The organism is Phaeobacter cretensis (assembly GCF_047372505.1).
Taxonomy (GTDB): Bacteria; Pseudomonadota; Alphaproteobacteria; order Rhodobacterales; family Rhodobacteraceae; genus Phaeobacter; species Phaeobacter cretensis.
This window is the reverse complement of the sequence record NZ_JBKBEU010000001.1, coordinates 3933575-3951581: the sequence shown is the minus strand read 5'-3', so window position 1 is coordinate 3951581 and position 18007 is coordinate 3933575. Positions and strand designations below refer to the sequence as shown.

The following is an 18007-nucleotide window of genomic DNA, read 5'->3' as shown; positions in this document are numbered from 1 at the left end:
GCTAGCCGATTACCCTGGTCATGGCGGGCACGGTTTCATCGGTAAACCACTGCTGAAAGCTGTCTTCGGATGCCATCGCAGCCTTGATTTTCGCAATCGTTTCTCCGCGTAGCTGATGCTTGATCGCGGCAAAGGACTTGGGTGGCAAATCTGCCAGAGTACGCGCTTCCTTCAAGGCATAGCCAAGCAGGTCTTCTGCGTCATCCGCGATGATATCGACGATATTGAAATTGCGCGCGGCGATTGGGCCGATGGTCTGTCCCGTCAACATCAACCGCCGTTGGATATTTGGATTAAGCGTCGCACGAGCGATCTCCAAAGGCGCTATGGGAAAGTCTACTCCGGCTTGCACCTCTGCAAGACCAAATTTGGATTTCACTTGGGCCACACGCACATCGCTGCAAAGGACGAAGAACAAACCACCAGCGATTGCTGCTCCATTGACGGCCGTCACAACAGGTTTGGGGCAAGCGTAAAGTGCAAGAAAGGCTTCGTTCAGCCCCTGTACGGCTGCGCGCTGTCCAGCGTCATCAAAATCTCGCGCAACCTTCAGATCGAGACCTGCAGAAAACACCTTAAATGGGCTGGTCAACAGCAAAGCGCACACTGCAGGATCTTCGCCGAGATCTTTGATTAGTTTAGCAAAATCCATAAGAAATTCAGCTGATAGTGCATTTACCGGTGCACGTGCCAATTTGATTTCAACAATGCCGTCGCCATGTGAATGCTGGATCAACCAATCGCTATCAGTCATCTATGGGTCTTTCCTTCGGTGCTGGGTATACGGTCAGCCGTTTTTTGATATCATGCGTGCTCCGCCTGCTCAGGTCGAGCGTTTTGAGCTCCGCAGAACGATGCATCGCGGATATATCATGCGGAATTTGGCAAAGCGTTACCTCTATGGGCGCATGCTGAGTGTTTCGGCGGCAGAAATCAGCTGATCTGCATAGGTTTGTTCAAGCACATCGCGGCTCACGTGGAAGGAAGGGCCACCGACATTCAAGCCATAAACCCGCATCCCATTCAGTGAAACCACCGGAACCGCAATCCCATTCACGTCCTCCCGCCAATCTCCGTAGCCAGTACAAAACCCACGCGCAGCGTATTCCTCTTGTGCTCGGCAAAGGCTGTCTTGCCGGGCTTGCTCTCCCGTCGGATCCAACGCTGCCGCAATCCTCATGCTCTCGTCGCGTTGGTCCGGTGACATCCCGGCAAGGATAGCACGACCAACTGCGGAGAAAAACAGCGGCAATCGCATGCCGACATGGGCCGCCAGTGAGACGTCTTCACGTGAGCGATGCACCGCTATATAGATGACATCCGCATGATGTGCCTCACCTAATGCACTGGTAATATATGAGTTTTTACTATTTCGCAGATCACGGAGTATTTGTGATGCGCGGTCGCTGATATCCATGCCGGCCAAGACACCATACCCAAGACGCAGTACCCCTGCCCCAAGTCGATAGTTCCCGGATTGCGGATCCTGAACCAGATAGCCCAGCTGACACAGTGTATAAGTTAGCCGCGAGATTGTTGGCTTTGGTAACCCCGTCCGTTCGGAAAGGTCAGTATTTGTCAGCTCAAGCTCATTGCGGCGAAAGGCGCGTAGCACCTCTAACCCGCGTGCCAGAGCGGTGACAAAATTACGATCCTTTTCGCCATCCAAGGATCCTACGCTATCGCTATCCATATCGCATCCTGTATTGGCGGCCCCTTAGTGAAAGCTACGGGTCAATGCCGTAAGCCCGGCGCGCGCAAACTCCGGAACAAAGGCGCCCAACCTTGCGGCATATTCTGGGTTTGAAGCATTGCCATCAAGGCCTCTTTTCCGCACCCCTTGCAATATCGCGGCCATACGGAAGAAGCTAAATGACAGGTAGTAGCCAAAGTTATCTACACCCGATAGGTTTCTTCGTTTACAATAGCTTGCAATGAATTCCTGATCTGTTGGAAGGCCGAGTTCTGTGCGGTTGATACCCGCCAATCCACGCCCTTCGCGCCCTGGCGGCATCTGCCATTGCATGATCACGCCCGCAAGATCCGCATAAGGGTGACCAATCGTAGAAAGCTCCCAATCCAACACAGCCCGGCAATCTGTCCCATCCAGCGCATAGATCATATTGTCGATCCGATAGTCGCCGTGGACAAGCCCGCGTTGGCCATCATCCGTCGGCATCTGCGTATCAAGCTCCACAATCAGCGCGTTCATGTCAGCGATAACCTCAATCTCACTGGCGCGATATTGCTTTGTCCACCGACCAAGCTGGCGCTCGAAATAATTGCCGTCCGGTCCATAGTCACTTAGCCCGACGGTTGCCACATCAACCGTATGCATAGCGGCCAGAACACGGCTCATCTCATCCATCACCTCAGCGCGATCTGGGGCCGTGACCTCCGGCAAGGTAGGATCTGAGAAGTTGCGCCCAACCACCTGATCCATAATGTAAAAAGATGATCCAATAATACTATCATCTTCACAAAGGTGGTGCATCTTGGCGACGGGCACGTCGGTGCCCTGCAACGCTGTCTGTACGTGAAATTCACGATCAACAGCATGGGCAGATTTCAACAAAATACCCAGTGGTTTACGTCTCAGGACATAGGCACCTGCGTTTGTCTTCAACAGAAATGTCGGATTAGACTGGCCGTTCTGATACTTCTCGGCGGCTATATCAGCGTCAAATCCAGGCAGCCGTCCGCGCATGTAGTTTTGGATCGCTTCCAGACATAGCGCCGATGAATCCTGTTTGGGCGTAGCCGTTGCACCGCTGTCATCTCTGGTCTGCTCGGAGGCCATCAGCTCCTCCCATTTGCTGGAAAATCACCTGCCAGGCGGCTCCCAGCAATGGCGTATTCTTTTGCAATCTGATCAACCAGAGACGCCACCGAGTTGATGTTCTTGATCGCGCCAATCCCCTGCCCTGACCCCCAGATTTCTTTCCAGGCCTTAGGCTTGGATGAACCGTCAGAAAAATTCATAGCACTTGCATCGGCGGTTTGCAGGTTGTCAGGATCCATTCCCGCATTCTCGATAGATCCACGAAGGTAGTTACCTGAAACCCCTGTAAATAAAGAGGAATAGATAATATCATCCGCGCCGCTATCAACAATCATCTCCTTGTACGGCTGCTGTGCGTTTGCCTCGGTGGTGGCGATGAATGGAGAGCCAACATAGCCGAAATCAGCCCCAAGTGCCCGTGCTGCAAGCAAAGAGCGACCATTGGCGATAGCACCGGACAGAGCTACTGGCCCTTCAAACCAACTGCGGATTTCACTGATCAAGGCCAGGGGAGACTGCTGCCCCGCATGACCACCTGCCCCGGCTGCGACCGCGATCAAACCATCCGCACCTTTTTTAATAGCCTTATGAGCAAAGCGATTGTTTATGACATCGTGCAGCACAACGCCACCACAAGCATGAGCAGCCTCATTGACCTCGGGCCGGGCACCCAATGATGTGATCCAAAGTGGCACTTTCCAACGATGGCAGATCTCCATATCACGTTCCAAGCGAGTATTGGAGCGGTGAACAATCTGATTCACCGCAAATGGTGCTGCCGGGCGATCCGGATTGTCCTGATTATGACGATCCAGGGCTTCGGTGATCTGCTTAAGCCAGACCTCCAGCAACGGCGGTTCGCCGTCAGCCTCCCGGGCATTCAGCGCAGGAAAAGACCCAACAATTCCAGCCTTACACTGAGCTATGACCAGTTCGGGCACAGAAATAATAAACAAAGGCGCACCAATCATGGGAAGACGCATCCCCTGAAGGGCCTTTGGCATCGGCCGGCCACCTTGCGTAAGTTGAATTTCTTTCATTGCCAAACCCTTATCCTACGCTTCTAAGATCCTTCACTTACAGTGAGAGTATCTTTTGCAGAGCAGAATTGCATTTCGCAAATTTATTGACAACGGTCGATCTGCGCAGAAGACTTGACGTCACAACGGCCCACTATGGCCTTCATGACAGGACAATCGACTATGTATGCAATGCTCTCCACCGCTCCGGGCGGACCAGAAACCTTGCAATGGAGTGCACAAGATCGGCCCGAACCCGGTCCGCATGACATGGTTGTCGCGATCCGCGCGGCCAGCGTGAATTACCCCGATACGCTGATTATCCAGGATCTCTATCAAATGAAGCCGCCCCGCCCGTTCGCCCCAGGAGGTGAAATCGCTGGTGAAATTATTGCGATAGGCAACGAGGTAACTGACCATGAAATCGGTGATCGTGTCATGGCACTGACGGGATATGGTGGGTTTGCGACCCATATTTGCATTCCAGCCGCAAGCGCCATCAAAATTCCGGATGACATGCCCGACCTCGATGCTGCTGGGTTTATCTTCACCTATGGGACCTCTCACCACGCGCTTAAGGATCGAGCCAATCTTCAATCTGATGAAACGGTGCTGGTACTTGGCGCTGCCGGGGGTGTAGGCACGGCTGCTATTGAGCTGGCAAAGGCACGTGGCGCCCGGGTTATTGCCGCGGTGTCCTCCGGTGAGAAAGCTACATTTTGTGAAAAGATCGGCGCCGATGCGACGATTGTCTACGGCAAGTCATCGGACAAAGAAGATCAAATCGAATTTAGAAATAAAATCAGATCATTGTCGGGCAAAGCGGGAGTAGATGTGGTCTATGATGCGGTTGGTGGTGCCTACGCAGAACCAGCGTTGAGAGCCATAGCCTGGCAGGGCCGCTACTTGGTTGTGGGTTTTGCCGCAGGCATCCCAAAGATTCCGATGAATCTGCCGCTCCTCAAAGGCTGCCAAATTGTTGGTGTGTTCTGGGGCGCTGCGGTCCAGCGCGCACCCAAGGCGCATTTGTCCAACGTTGCAGAATTGTTTGACTTATACTCGGCGGGTAGAATTCGCCCACGTATTCATGCAACTTATCCGATGGAGAATGCAGGTGATGCCCTTACCGCACTCAAAAACCGGAACGTTCTGGGCAAAATAATCCTTACAAACCCATCAAGTTGATTGGTCGAACGCGCGTATGCCACCAAGAATAGGTGGCTTACATATCATTTTAAAATATATATCAATAATAGTTGATTACGCGTATTCTCCACCCATCAGGATGTGACATAGCCCCGATTCTGAAATGAACTTTCCGACACCTCTCAAGAGTCACGTCGTTCAGCGATGATATGACATTAGGAGGCTGCCGTCCGGGCCCTGACGCATGTCACGAGACAAGGGGATGCCTGCACGACTGGGCAGTCTGAATAGATATTGGATAGCGAAATGCACAAGATTCTGATTTTGAACGGACCGAACCTAAATCTGCTGGGCAGCCGCCAGCCAGATGTCTACGGGCATGAAACACTTGCTATGCTTGAACAACGCTGCATCGACCATGGTACCGCTCTCGGTCTATCAGTTGTCTGCGAGCAATCTAACCATGAGGGTGTGATGCTCGATCTGCTCCATGGAGCCCGGAGCCTATATGCCGGAGTAATCCTAAATGCCGGGGCCTATACGCATACATCAATTGCACTAATGGATGCCATATTCTCCATCGAGCTACCTGTGGTTGAGGTTCATCTCTCAAACATCCACGCTCGCGAGGAATTTCGCCACCGGTCCTATGTATCACGAGCAGCTCTCGGTCAGATCTGTGGGTTTGGTTCACAAGGTTATCTTATGGCCATTGATGCGCTTGACACTCATCTAAACAAAGACACTGCTGGATGAAACTTCGGGCCTACATCGACTTTCTCTGCGGCGCGCATACACTTGAAGAGATATGGTTGGAACATGTCAAACAAATGAAGGCCTTTCGGTTTGACCGGCTGATCTATGGCTATACACGTCACAAGACCAAGACATCGCTTGGTGATCCTGAAGATTTCGTCATCCTCTCCAATCATAGCTCCGGCTATGTGAAAGGGTTCGTGAATTCAGGGCTCTATTTCGATGCTCCGATGTTGCAATGGGCGCTTGAGAATGAAGGGGCCGGCAGCTGGCGAATGGTACACGAGCAGATGGCCAACAAGACCCTGCCGCCACAAGCACAAAAAGTTATAGATTTTAATTTGAAGATGGGCGTCAAGGCCGGCTACACAGTTAGCTTCTACTCAGCATCCGAGCGCTTTAAGGGCGCCATATCTCTGGCAGCTGAAGAAACACTCAGCCAGGAAGAGGTGGATGAGATCTGGGCCAAAGACGGGCACGATATCGTGTTGATGAACAATGTCGCGCATTTGAAGATCCTGACATTGCCTTATGACCCGCCAAACCGCAGCCTGACTAAGCGCCAACGGGAGGCCCTGCAATGGGTGGGAGACGGCAAGACCACTCAGGATATAGCTGTGCTGATGGGGTTAACTCCCGCTACGGTGGAAAAACATCTCAGACTTGCCCGCGAAACGCTCTCAGTCGAGACAACAACCCATGCGGTCCTAAAAGCAGCGCTTCACAACCAGATGTATGTTGTGGAACCTTGATTTTTTTGCATTCCAAAGACGTCTTTTATAGATTTCTAACGCGCCTTTTTACAAACGTTAGGTATATGTTTACTATTGGGTATGGAATTCACTACTTCCCGAAAGCTTATATTAAAGGCACACTTATGACGTTCCGTGAGTGGGGCTTTGGCCTGGGACTACGCAGGGCATGATCCTTGAGATTTCAAGGCTCTCTAACCTGTCCGGTGGCGGCGTGTATTTCTCCACGCTAGCGCCGGGATACTAACATCGATCTATGTATCAGATGGCCCTGCTGGACCTATGATACTATTGAGCGTTCTTATCCCTAAATTCATACGCTGACTGCCTTCACACCCAACGACGACAGAAAGTTTCGACCTTCCGTCTGACCACTTTAGCGATAGCGGGCAGGCCTGCATCATTGTATTTCTGCAAAGAAAAAGGCCAACGAAGTTACTTCGTTGGCCTTTTCATTCACACCATCAAGCGGTGTTCGCCTGACTAAGACTTAGCCCTGTGCAGCTTTTGCTACTTCAGCGGCAAAGTCTTCTTTTTCGACTTCGATACCTTCACCAACTTCCAGACGAACGAAGCCGGTAATGGTTGCGTCGGCTGCCTTGGCGGCATCTTCGACGGTCAGATCAGGATTCACAACGAACTGCTGGTTGAGCAGAGTAGATTCGGCCACGAATTTTTTCATACGGCCGACGATCATTTTCTCGATCACCTGCTCAGGCTTGCCGGATTCACGAGCGATGTCCATCTGGACCTGCTTTTCTTTCTCGACAACAGATGCGTCCAGCTCTGCTTCGCTCAGCGCAGCTGGGTTAACAGCAGCGATATGCATCGCAATCTGCTTGCCGATAGCATCGTCGCCACCGTTCATGGCAACCAGAACACCGATTTTGCCCATGCCAGCCGTTGCGGCGTTGTGCACGTAAGACACAACGGTTTCGCCTTCCAGCGACGCCATACGGCGCACGTTCATGTTCTCACCGATGGTCGCAATCTTGTCGGTCAGCGTGTCGGCAACCGACTTGCCATCCAGATCGGCTGTCAGCAGTGCATCAACGTCAGCTGCGTTCAGCGCAGTTTTGGCGATACCGGAGACCATTTCCTGGAATTCGGCGTTCTTACCAACAAAGTCAGTTTCCGAGTTCACTTCGACGGCAACGCCTTTGTTGCCTTCAACTACAACTGCGACCAAGCCTTCAGCCGCGGTACGACCGGATTTCTTAGCTGCTTTGGCCAGGCCCTTGGTGCGCAGCCAATCAACGGCAGCTTCCATGTCGCCATTGGTTTCTGTCAGCGCCTTCTTGGCGTCCATCATGCCTGCGCCGGTGCTGTCGCGCAGTTCCTTGACCATGGATGCAGTAATTGCCATCTCCAGGTTCTCCTTATGAGTATGTGGGAAGGGGGCAGTCATGCCGCCCCCTATGTCTTACGCCAGTGTCAACGATGTGACGCAGGGATTAGCTATCGGCTTTTTCAGCGACTTTTTCAGCAGCTTCGGGTGCTTCTTCCAGCACTTCTTCCGCCGGAGCATCTTCCAGAGCGCCAAGATCAACGCCTGCAGCACCCAACTGAGCGGACATGCCGTCCAGAGCAGCGCGAGCAACAAGATCACAGTACAGCGAGATAGCGCGAGCCGCATCGTCGTTGCCGGGGATGATGTAGTCAACACCGTCGGGCGAGCAGTTGGTGTCGACGATGGCCACAACTGGGATACCCAGTTTGTTGGCTTCGGCGATAGCCAGTGCTTCTTTTTTCACGTCGATGACGAACAGCAGATCAGGAACGCCGCCCATTTCGCGGATACCACCGAGGGAGGCTTCCAGCTTCAGCTGGTCACGTTCCATGCCTAGACGCTCTTTCTTGGTCAGGCCTTCGGCGCCGGACGCCATTTTTTCGTCGATTTCCTTCAGACGGTTGATCGACTGGGAAACGGTTTTCCAGTTGGTCAACGTGCCGCCTAGCCAGCGGTGGTTCATGAAGTACTGCGCAGATTTCTCAGCAGCATCTGCGATCGGCTGAGCCGCCTGACGCTTGGTACCAACGAACAATACGCGGCCGCCTTTGGCAACGGTGTCACGTACGGCATTCAGGGCCGCGTCGAGCATGGGAACGGTCTGGGTCAGATCCATGATGTGGATGCCGTTGCGTGCGCCATAAATGAAAGGCGACATGCGCGGGTTCCAGCGCTGGGTTTGGTGACCAAAGTGTACGCCTGCCTCAAGCAGCTGACGCATGGAGAACTCGGGAAGAGCCATGTGTGTTTTCCTTTTCCGGTTTCGTGCCTTGGCGGGGGTCTCAGAGCGTATGCTCCAACCGGCGGTCTGCCGGGGATGTCTCCCCCGGTCAGGCCAATCCCCACCTGCGGATTGAATGGCGCGCGTATATGTCAGGCTTTCCCTATACGCAAGGATAAAAGATCGGGGAGTGCTATGGCTTTGCCGAATTCGACAAATACGCTTGCCCAATCGTTTCATGCCCTGCCCGGACTTGCGTTTCACATGCCGCTGCCAGTGCTTTGCGATCCGTATAATCAACCACTCGCAATGGCTCGTGATAGCGCAATATGACAGCACCTTGGCTAGGAGTCGCCAAGGTTTTCAGCAAGTGTGAGCCAAAGTCCATATCACCCCACCAGCCATAAAACCCCCGCTCTTCGCCATTTGGCGGCTTGAACACCACTGATACCGGCTGAACCGAAAGTATATCGCGCAGTTCGGGATGAAAAAAGGCTGCAAACAGCGTGGTCTTGAACGGCAACACACGCCGCCCGTCGGTGGAGGTCCCTTCAGGAAAGAACAGCAACTTGTGACCCAAAAGCAAACGTGCCTGAAACACCGCCGTCTGGCTGCGTGCCTCTTTTGCGTTGCGTGTAATGAACACGGTGCCGGTCGCGCGTGCAAGCCAGCCGATGCCAGGCCACGACGCCACTTCGGCCTTGGAGACGTAGTAGATCCTCTTACACGCGTTGAGCGCAAAGATATCCAGCCATGAGGTGTGATTGGCGACAACCGCGCCGGGCACAGTCATCAGCGTTCCCTCCACACGAAAACCCATACCGAGGATTCGAAAGGCATTGCGGCAGACAAATTGAGTAATGAACGGCGTCAGGGGTCTGTTCAGGCCAAACAGAGGACGCTCAATCAAGCGGACAGATAGCAAAATCAGCAATCCGCCAAAAACCAAACTGCCCAGCGGTAGCCCGCGCAGCAAAACGAACACCCATTCACGGGCTGAAATTTTGATTGGCTCCGGGGGGTCTTCTCCCCTCCAAGTGGTCATTTCATGCCGGGCCCTGCCCCGTTTTCAGGCCTTGCCCCATAAATACGCCTTTGTCGCTCATTCATCCGTGCCGTATCCAATACCAGACAGACATCCGTCGTATTAAAATCGTGATCGATATATGCGCCATCGCCGACACACCCACCGAGGCGCAGATAAGCTTTGATCAACGCCGGTGTATCCAACATGGCTTTACGCCGTTCCAATTCGCTCGCAGGGACCAGGTCCATTGGTTGGTAGACCCGTGCAACCGGCCGCAGCTCCTGTGGCGCGAGATGGTTGTGGTGCAGCATCGACAACGCATTGGCGAGTGGCCCAATATCTGTCCCGTGAAAGCTAGCCACCCCAAACAGCACGTCTATCTTGTGGTCCGCAACATACGCCGCTAATGCCGACCAAAGATGAAACATCGCGGTCCCACCACGATACTCAGGAAGCAAACAAGACCGTCCCAGTTCCAACAGCTTACGACCTGATCCTGTTAACTTGGAAAGGTCGTATTCGTCTTCGGAATAAAACTGCCCGGCGCGCTGTGCCTGATCGCTGCGCAATAGGCGGTACACGCCAACCACCGCATCACGTGTAAGATCCCACAACAGCAAGTGGTCAAAAAACACATCAAATCGATCCTGTTCCAAACCGGCGTCGTGATCGACCATTTCACCGCCGCCGCCCAGCTCTGCAACAAAAACATCGTATCGAAGGGCCTGCGCCGCGCGCAAATCCGCCGAAGTCTTTGCCAATGTGACCTGAAACGCAGGAGACCCGTCGTTCATGAGCTTGCTCAACAATGGTTTGCCTTGCGAGCAGCTAGCCTATAAGGCACCCCGTATGCAAGTTTCGTTCAAATTGGTGAACGGCCATTAACCGTTCATAAACGCTTATGACGGATCAAAGACTGGAATAAGGGCCACCTGCGCGCTGTTGAACACCACTTTGCCTTGATCGGGAAAGTTTACGGTGATCTTGCCAGCAGCATTGGATTGGACCTGTCCCGTGCCCCAATTTGGATGCGTGGGATGGGTCACAAACATGCCGGGGGCAAGTATAGCGTTGAGGTCGTTCATGCGCGATGGCCCACTTCGGAGGAAAGATATGTCAGTAGATAACGCTAATCTCGCGGCTTTGATAGGGTCGCGCATCTGCCACGATCTGATTAGCCCGATCGGCGCGATCAACAACGGGCTGGAACTGCTTGGAATGTCAGGAGATATGTCCGGGCCAGAACTGGAATTGATCTCGGACAGTGTGACCAACGCCAATGCCCGCATCCGTTTCTTCCGGATCGCTTTTGGGGCTGCCAGTGATCAACAGATCAGCCGTGCCGAAGTGGTGTCGGTGCTGGAAGATATCGGCAAAGGCGGTCGCTTAAAATATCAATGGGCGCCGCAAGACGCTTCCAGCCGGACCGAAGTACGCCTCGCCTTTCTCGCAGCACTCTGTCTTGAAACCGGATTGCCTTATGGGGGAACGGTTAAGATTCTTTGCGCCGACGGCAAATGGACCGTCATCGGTGAGGGCAGCAAACTGAACGTCGACGATGATCTTTGGGCACGTGTAAGTGGCGGCACCTCGTCTGCGACCGTAACGCCTGCGCTGGTTCAGTTCGCCATGCTACCCGAAGCAGCAAAGGATCTGGGCCGCACCGTCCGTGTGGAACAAACGCTCGAGCGGGTCACCATCCACTTCTAGTCCGAGCGCGCAGTCACAGGTTTAGTCAAATCTAAAAATTACGAAGGCGCCGCAAACACTTGCAGCGCCTTTTTTATGTGAACGCATTAGCAGACTTCACCCGCGCACAGCCCCGTTGCCACGCACTAGGTATTTGAAACTCGTCAGCTGTGCTGCGCCAACCGGACCACGCGCATGCATTTTTCCCGTCGCGATGCCGATTTCAGCACCCATGCCAAATTCGCCACCATCCGCAAACTGCGTGGATGCATTGTGAATAAGGATCGCGCTATCCAGTTCGGCGAAGAATTGCCCAACGGCCTGATCGTCCTCGGTGATAATGCAATCCGTGTGTTGGGAATGGTGAGCGCGAATATGAGTGATAGCGTCGTCAATACCATCTACCTGCTTGGCGGCAATAATCGTATCCAGATACTCGCAGCCCCAATCTTCATCGGTGGCGGCAATCATACCATCTGGTCCCGGCAATCCATCCTCTGCGCGGATTTCAACACCCGCCGTTGCAAGCGCCGTCAGGACATCCCGGCCAATAGTCTCAGCAATATCGCGATGAATGAGCAAACACTCAGCTGCGCCACAAATGCCCGTGCGCCGGGTTTTGGCATTGAGCACGATCTCCAGTGCCCTTTGCGGATCTGCATGTTTGTCGAGGTAGATATGAACAATCCCCTCCAAATGTGCAAAGACTGGCACCCTCGCCTCTCTCTGCACCAAGCCTACTAACCCCTTGCCTCCGCGCGGAACAATCACGTCAACTGTGTCGGTCATAGTCAGCAACGCCTGAACGGCTGCACGATCACGTGTTGGCACCAATTGCACCGCATCTTCTGGTAGTTCGGCAGCCTTTAGCCCTTCTACAAGGCAGGCATGAACGGCTTGGCTGGAATGAAAACTCTCTGATCCACCCCGCAGGATCACAGCATTGCCGGATTTGAGGCAAAGTGCACCGGCATCTGCCGTCACATTCGGTCGGCTTTCATAAATCACGCCAATCACGCCAAGAGGCGTGCGTACACGCTGGATTTCAAGCCCTGATGGTTGTGACCACTCTGCCAGCACCTCTCCAACAGGATCAGGCTGTGCCGCTACAGCCCGCAGACCAGTGACAATGCCTGCGATCCGGTCTTCATCCAGGGCCAAACGATCCATCATCGCAGGTGAAAGACCCTTTGAGCGGCCAAAATCGAGGTCCTTTGCATTGGCAGCCATGATTTGAGCACGCTTGCTCCAAACCGCGTCTGCAGCAGCATTCAGCGCAACCGCTTTGCGTTCAGCAGTGGATGTGGCCAGTCTTGCGGCCGCTTGCTTTGCGCGCTTGCCAATATCGGCCATCATCACGGCAATATCTTGCGTTTCGTTCATCTCTGGAACCTTTTGTAGACCCACTTTGACACATCTGATGGTCAGGCGGGGTCAGCCCTAACATGGATCGCACTTATAACGCCATATCATCACGATGGATGACGGCGGCACGACCGGCGTACCCAAGGATCGCCTCAATCTCTTGCGACTGGCAACCTTGGATGGCAAAGGCCTCTTCTGCCGTATACCGACTCAGACCTTGCCCAAGCTTTCGCCCGTCTGGACCAAGGATGGCCAGCGGATCACCGCGGCCGAAGTCTCCTTCGATATGTCGAATGCCTGCAGGCAAGAGACTCTTCCCTGTACTGAGCGCTCGAGCGGCGCCTTCATCGATGGTAACAAAGCCGCGCGTTTTCATCGCTGCAATCCAACGTTTGCGGGCAACCTGAGGGTCATCCAACGCCGAAAACCATGTAGACGCCGCCCCTTGTTCGAGCAGTTTCAAAGGGTTATCAGGCGATCCTTCAGTAATTGCCATGGCGCATCCTGCGGCAGTTGCCATCTTAGCAGCCAGTAGTTTTGTGATCATACCGCCTTTGGACAGGCCCGAGACGCCGTCGCCCGCCATCGCCTCAATCTCGGGTGTGATCCGGTCAATTGTATCGTAGCGCCGGGCATCCGGATCAAGCACCGGATTTGCGGTGTAGAACCCATCGACGTCTGACAACAGGATCAGCGCATCAGCCCCGACAGTAACCGCCACCTGCGCTGCAAGCCGATCATTGTCACCATAGCGGATCTCATCCGTGGCAATGGTATCGTTTTCATTGACGATGGGCACCACGCCAAGGCTGATCAATGTCTCCAGCGTCGCCCGAGAGTTTAGATATCGCCGCCGATCGGCGCTGTCTTCCAGCGTGACCAATACCTGCGCAGTGGTAATTTCATGGGGGGTCAGCGCTTCCTCGTAAGCGCGCGCCAGACGTATCTGGCCGACCGCCGCAGCAGCCTGCGACTGCTCCAACGGCAGCTCCTGCGCGGCAAGATCTAGGACCCGGCGACCCAGCGCAATAGACCCGGATGAAACAAGGATCACATCCTTGCCCATTGCTTTCAGCCAGGCAACGTCCTCAGCCAACGCCTGCAACCAATCCGCGCGCAATGCACCGCTGTTCCGGTCCACAAGCAGAGCGGAACCGATTTTAACAACGACACGATTGGCGGCAGTTAAGGTTGCCACGTTTCCTGCTCCTCCTGCGGCTTCTGACGCAAGCGATCCTCATCGATTTGCGCACGCATTGACCGTAGAACCTCGTTCAGCCCCTCACGGCTCACGCCGGACATCATAAACACCGGCCCACCCACAGCCGCTTCCAACGTTGCTTTGGCTTCGGCTCGTTCATCAACGTCAAGCGAGTCGATCTTGTTCAGCGCGGTGATGCGTGGTTTTTCTGCCAACTCACCGCCATAGGCTTCAAGCTCATCAATAATGGTTTGATAGTCCTCGACAAGCGTCTCAGAGGTACCATCAACCAGATGCAGCAGCACGGCGCAGCGCTCAACATGTCCCAAGAAACGGTCACCAATGCCGCGCCCCTCATGAGCGCCGGCAATCAGCCCTGGAATGTCTGCTACAACGAATTCAACGCCATCAATCCCCACAACCCCCAGATTTGGGTGCAGGGTGGTAAACGGATAGTCGGCAATCTTAGGCCGTGCATTGGACGTGGCCGACAGGAAGGTCGATTTACCAGCATTTGGCAACCCTAAGAGGCCAACATCGGCGATCAGCTTCAGCCGTAGCCAGATCGTACGTTCGATACCATCCTGACCGGAATTCGCCCTACGGGGTGCCTGGTTGGTCGCGCTTTTAAAATGAAGATTGCCAAAGCCGCCATTGCCACCCTTGGCCAGAAGAAACCTCTCACCAACCTCGGTCAGGTCTGCGAGAACCGTTTCCTGATCTTCATCCATGATTTCGGTACCAACAGGCACGCGCAGCACAATGTCATCGCCATCCTTGCCGGTCCGCTGACGACCCATGCCGGACTGGCCGTTCTTGGCAAAGAAGTGCTGCTGATAGCGGAAGTCGATCAGCGTATTAAGCCCTTCGGTCACCTCAACCCAGACAGATCCGCCGCGGCCGCCATCGCCGCCGTCCGGCCCACCGTATTCCATGTATTTTTCACGGCGAAAGCTGACACAGCCGTTACCGCCCGCGCCGGAGCGAATGTAGACTTTGGCCAGATCGAGGAATTTCATGTCAGCTCCTTGCTGATAACCTACCGCCAGATACGGAGGGGAATAAAACGCGTACGCCCGCTGTCAGGGCCAGTTGCCCCGACTTAACGCAATCCGCGCGGCGCGCCAATCACAGTTTTCGGCTGTATGTCCATGTTGGAACACTGGCGTTCCGTGCAACAGAGAATGTCTCCGCGTCACCAAGATACTCAAAACCGCAATGAGTCAGCACGCGTGCCGACGCCGGGTTGTCCTGAAACGCAGTTGCAAACAAAGCTGTGCAGCCTTGTGGATTGGTATCAACCAAAGCGCGCAGCGCCTCGGACGCCAAGCCATTGTTCCAGAAAATCGGCGCAATCCAATAGCCGACCTCGCTCTGGTCACGATCAAGCCGCTTGAGGCTGATGATGCCTTTCAGCTCCTCACCGCCATCAGCTGTCCCGTCGATCGCCCAGACATCTTCGTCACGGTCTTCATCCAGCCCACGGGCCACAAAGGCCTCGATCGCGCCAGGGGGCAATGGGTGCGGAATAGCTGTGGTCATGCGGGCGACACGCTCATCACTTACGTAATGCGCAATCAGCCCCTCGTCAGATTTGCGAAGTGGGCGCAGTACGAAACGTCCTGCATCGATCACAGGCTGTTCTGCTCTTTTATGATCCAAACTCATACTCTTGCTCCTCTCGACGAACACAAACACCGGCTACATCGCCGGATAAACCTCTCGGGCCATAACAAACAGTTGCGCCGTGCCCTAACGCATAGCCATTGAGAACTGGTTAGAAAATTTATCTATTGTCACAAAAACAATAAGGGACCGGCGGTTCCGCCGATCCCCTGATTGTCTCTTACCTTTCAGGTTCGGCTTATTCAGCGGCCTCCGCCACTGGCAGAACCGAAATAAAGGTGCGGCCTTTAAGGCCTTTGTGGAAGGTTACAGCACCGTCCGTAGTCGCAAAGATCGTGTGATCTTTGCCCAGACCTACGCCTTCACCCGGCCAAAACTTGGTGCCGCGCTGACGTACGATGATGTTACCAGAGATGGCCGACTGACCACCGTAGAGTTTCACGCCAAGGCGGCGACCAGCTGAGTCGCGGCCGTTACGTGAGGAACCACCAGCTTTCTTATGTGCCATTGTCTATCTCCTTAGCCTTTAGCCAATTCTTTGGCCTGCTCAACCCATTCGGGTTTCACTTTGACCGCGTCGATAGCAGCAATGTCAGCATCCGACAAGGCTGCGATCTGGGCAAAGCTGGTTAGACCTGCTTCTTCCAGTTTCTTTGCAGCAGCTGGGCCAACGCCTGTCAGCTCGGTCAGATCATCGCTTGATGCCGCAGGAGCGGCCTTCTTAGCAGCCGGAGCAGCTTTGGCAGCGGCAGGTGCATCGCCCTGACCGTTGGCAGCTTTTACACCGGACTTATCAGCGCCGGAAGCCAGGATCTCAGTGATCTTGACCAAGGTCAGCTTCTGACGGTGACCCTTGGTACGCTTCGAGGAGTGCTTACGACGGCGCTTCACAAAGTGAATAACCTTTTCGCCTTTGATCTGGTCGACCACTTCGGCTTGAACCGCAGCACCGTCCACAAAGGGCGCACCCACAACCGGTGCATCACCACCGAGCATCAGAACGTCGTTGAACTGGATTGTTTCGCCAGCATCAGCAGCCAATTTTTCCACGCGCAGCATATCGCCGGCCTGAACTTTGTACTGCTTGCCGCCGGTTTTGAGGACCGCAAACATATGCGTCTTTCCTTTTCTACCCGCGTCCTACGGTCCCGGCCGTATCATACAATACATTCGGTGTTTCGGCTCAGAGCCACCTCGAACAGCGCGCCCCTTGGGGGCGTATGACAAATAAACCCCGGCACAGAGAGTCCGGGCCGGGATGCGGGCTTATGCTGCGAATTGAAGAGACTGTCAACCCCGTGCCGTCAAGGCTGTTCGGCGGAAAAGACTAGAGATCCTGCGCAGGCTCCAGATCTTTCAAACGATAGGCCAATTGCTCGAACCGATTTGCAGTAATTTCAAACGTGACCGCATTCAATAACTGATAGACGCGCTGCATCAACGGCTGCTCAAGTGCCTCAATATATTCTTCGAGCTCTTCATCACTGAAGCCCTGATAGGTATAGGCATTTGCCGCCATATTTGCCGCCTGCATCGCCATCTGGGTCGACGCCTGCTGATCCTTCATAAACGCGCGTAGCCCGTCGGCATCCAGTTGTAGATCAATAACTCCCGCCGCGCTCGCGGCCATCAAAAAGCGGAACTGAATTTCCTGTACTGCCTTAACTCCGGTGCCGTCCGCATCGATCGCCTGCCCCATGCGCTGAAACAGCTGTGGACGGCCGCTGCCATCCGCGACGAGATCAGAAATGATGCGCATGCCTGCTTGCTGCTTGGTCTCATCATCTTCAACCTTATGGGATGCGTTCTCTGCCACAACAAGCCGCGCGCCCAACGGGCTGGCATAGAAGTCCGCCGCATGGGTCAATGCGTCATCCTCCAGCGTTTCCTCCAGCATGCCAAGTGCGATGTCGCGCATTTTTGTATGGTCAAAAACATCCTTCGAAAGGCGGGTCCAGGCTACGCCAAAATCCCCGGCGTCAACGCCCAACATATCAGGCGCCATTTCAGCTGAGAGCGCTATGCTATCCAGCGCCACATCAAATCCGGTCGTCTCCAAGAAAGCGACAAGCCTGTCCCGATCAGCGGCTTGCGCGGCACAAGTTACAAAAAATGAGGCAATAACAAACCCGTAGAGAGATCGCATCGCGAGTGTGGGGAGGAAAGAGATCTGTTTCATACTCTAAAACCTAAGCGTTTTCTGCCACGAGACAATCAAAAACAAACTTTCCGACCGAAAGGGCGAATTCCCCTCTTGCACCACTTCGGTTTCCACTTTAAACGGCCTCTCACCCCCCGCGGAGAGGTGCCGGAGTGGTCGAACGGGGCGGTCTCGAAAACCGTTGAGCCTTCACGGGTTCCCAGGGTTCGAATCCCTGTCTCTCCGCCATTTGCTTCCCAGACCACACAACCG

The 18007-nt window shown here is 54.3% G+C and carries 20 protein-coding genes and 1 tRNA gene; 5 read left to right on the top strand and 16 right to left on the bottom strand.

Translation table 11 applies throughout. The annotated features are described in order from the left end of the window. Window position 1 precedes the first annotated feature (1 nt). From ACEWZM_RS18685 to ACEWZM_RS18670, 4 genes are all read right to left on the bottom strand, one after another. Window positions 2-754 carry an enoyl-CoA hydratase/isomerase family protein gene (locus tag ACEWZM_RS18685; RefSeq protein ID WP_414007877.1) on the bottom strand — a complete coding sequence of 251 codons (753 nt, stop codon included), beginning with the start codon at window positions 752-754 and terminating at the stop codon, window positions 2-4. 144 nt (window positions 755-898) lie between these two features. Next, window positions 899-1693: an IclR family transcriptional regulator gene (locus ACEWZM_RS18680; RefSeq protein ID WP_414007876.1), complete on the bottom strand. Its 795-nt coding sequence runs from the start codon at window positions 1691-1693 to the stop codon at window positions 899-901. Window positions 1694-1717: 24 nt separating this feature from the next. Then, window positions 1718-2707, bottom strand: coding sequence for a phosphotransferase family protein (locus ACEWZM_RS18675; RefSeq protein ID WP_414008082.1), 990 nt, complete (start codon window positions 2705-2707; stop codon window positions 1718-1720). A gap of 92 nt (window positions 2708-2799) precedes the next feature. Next, window positions 2800-3786, bottom strand: coding sequence for an NAD(P)H-dependent flavin oxidoreductase (locus ACEWZM_RS18670; protein ID WP_414007875.1), 987 nt, complete (start codon window positions 3784-3786; stop codon window positions 2800-2802). Between the two features lie 198 nt (window positions 3787-3984). Here ACEWZM_RS18670 and ACEWZM_RS18665 point away from each other — a divergent pair, with 198 nt between their 5' ends. The 3 genes from ACEWZM_RS18665 (at window position 3985) to ACEWZM_RS18655 (ending at window position 6455) form a co-directional block, all read left to right on the top strand. Continuing rightward, on the top strand, window positions 3985-4986 hold the full coding sequence (locus ACEWZM_RS18665) for an NADPH:quinone oxidoreductase family protein (protein ID WP_414007874.1): 1002 nt from the start codon (window positions 3985-3987) through the stop codon (window positions 4984-4986). 267 nt (window positions 4987-5253) lie between these two features. Continuing rightward, window positions 5254-5703: a type II 3-dehydroquinate dehydratase gene (gene aroQ, locus ACEWZM_RS18660; protein ID WP_414007873.1), complete on the top strand. Its 450-nt coding sequence runs from the start codon at window positions 5254-5256 to the stop codon at window positions 5701-5703. Next, the gene (locus ACEWZM_RS18655) at window positions 5700-6455 is read left to right on the top strand and encodes a LuxR family transcriptional regulator (protein ID WP_414007872.1); all 756 of its coding nucleotides are present in this window, start codon (window positions 5700-5702) and stop codon (window positions 6453-6455) included. Before aroQ ends, ACEWZM_RS18655 begins: the two co-directional genes overlap by 4 nt. A 490-nt stretch (window positions 6456-6945) precedes the next feature. Here the strand turns inward: ACEWZM_RS18655 and tsf are convergent, their stop codons facing one another. The 5 genes from tsf to ACEWZM_RS18630 form a co-directional block, all read right to left on the bottom strand. After that, entirely contained in the window at window positions 6946-7821 is an 876-nt protein-coding gene (tsf, locus tag ACEWZM_RS18650; protein ID WP_414007871.1) for a translation elongation factor Ts, read from the bottom strand. 88 nt (window positions 7822-7909) lie between these two features. Further along, on the bottom strand, window positions 7910-8707 hold the full coding sequence (gene rpsB / locus ACEWZM_RS18645) for a 30S ribosomal protein S2 (RefSeq protein WP_414007870.1): 798 nt from the start codon (window positions 8705-8707) through the stop codon (window positions 7910-7912). Window positions 8708-8879: 172 nt separating this feature from the next. Further along, entirely contained in the window at window positions 8880-9731 is an 852-nt protein-coding gene (gene olsA / locus ACEWZM_RS18640) for a lyso-ornithine lipid O-acyltransferase (protein ID WP_414007869.1), read from the bottom strand. After that, the gene (gene olsB / locus ACEWZM_RS18635; RefSeq protein ID WP_414008081.1) at window positions 9728-10507 is read right to left on the bottom strand and encodes an L-ornithine N(alpha)-acyltransferase; all 780 of its coding nucleotides are present in this window, start codon (window positions 10505-10507) and stop codon (window positions 9728-9730) included. The genes olsA and olsB overlap by 4 nt, the downstream gene beginning before the upstream one ends. Before the next feature lie 105 nt (window positions 10508-10612). Next, window positions 10613-10798, bottom strand: a complete 186-nt coding sequence (locus tag ACEWZM_RS18630; RefSeq protein ID WP_414007868.1) for a DUF3553 domain-containing protein — start codon at window positions 10796-10798, stop codon at window positions 10613-10615. Window positions 10799-10826: 28 nt separating this feature from the next. Between ACEWZM_RS18630 and ACEWZM_RS18625 the strand changes: the two genes are divergently transcribed. Continuing rightward, a complete protein-coding gene (locus ACEWZM_RS18625) occupies window positions 10827-11423 on the top strand; it encodes a histidine phosphotransferase family protein (protein WP_414007867.1) in 597 nt (198 codons plus the stop codon). A 96-nt stretch (window positions 11424-11519) separates the two neighbouring features. Here ACEWZM_RS18625 and ACEWZM_RS18620 read toward each other — a convergent pair whose 3' ends face one another. From ACEWZM_RS18620 to ACEWZM_RS18590, 7 genes are all read right to left on the bottom strand, one after another. After that, a complete protein-coding gene (locus ACEWZM_RS18620; RefSeq protein WP_414007866.1) occupies window positions 11520-12785 on the bottom strand; it encodes a glutamate-5-semialdehyde dehydrogenase in 1266 nt (421 codons plus the stop codon). Window positions 12786-12858: 73 nt separating this feature from the next. After that, window positions 12859-13965: a glutamate 5-kinase gene (proB, locus tag ACEWZM_RS18615; protein WP_414007865.1), complete on the bottom strand. Its 1107-nt coding sequence runs from the start codon at window positions 13963-13965 to the stop codon at window positions 12859-12861. Further along, a complete protein-coding gene (obgE, locus tag ACEWZM_RS18610; protein WP_414007864.1) occupies window positions 13953-14987 on the bottom strand; it encodes a GTPase ObgE in 1035 nt (344 codons plus the stop codon). Before obgE ends, proB begins: the two co-directional genes overlap by 13 nt. A gap of 109 nt (window positions 14988-15096) precedes the next feature. Continuing rightward, complete coding sequence (locus ACEWZM_RS18605; RefSeq protein WP_414007863.1) at window positions 15097-15636, bottom strand: GNAT family N-acetyltransferase; 540 nt, start codon at window positions 15634-15636, stop codon at window positions 15097-15099. Window positions 15637-15832: 196 nt separating this feature from the next. Then, window positions 15833-16102: a 50S ribosomal protein L27 gene (rpmA, locus tag ACEWZM_RS18600; protein ID WP_340545555.1), complete on the bottom strand. Its 270-nt coding sequence runs from the start codon at window positions 16100-16102 to the stop codon at window positions 15833-15835. An 11-nt stretch (window positions 16103-16113) separates the two neighbouring features. Next, window positions 16114-16707, bottom strand: a complete 594-nt coding sequence (locus ACEWZM_RS18595; RefSeq protein WP_414007862.1) for a 50S ribosomal protein L21 — start codon at window positions 16705-16707, stop codon at window positions 16114-16116. 214 nt (window positions 16708-16921) lie between these two features. Beyond that, complete coding sequence (locus tag ACEWZM_RS18590) at window positions 16922-17773, bottom strand: DUF2059 domain-containing protein (protein WP_414007861.1); 852 nt, start codon at window positions 17771-17773, stop codon at window positions 16922-16924. Window positions 17774-17893: 120 nt separating this feature from the next. Here ACEWZM_RS18590 and ACEWZM_RS18585 point away from each other — a divergent pair. Continuing rightward, window positions 17894-17983 (top strand) — tRNA-Ser (locus tag ACEWZM_RS18585). Window positions 17984-18007: the final 24 nt, after the last annotated feature.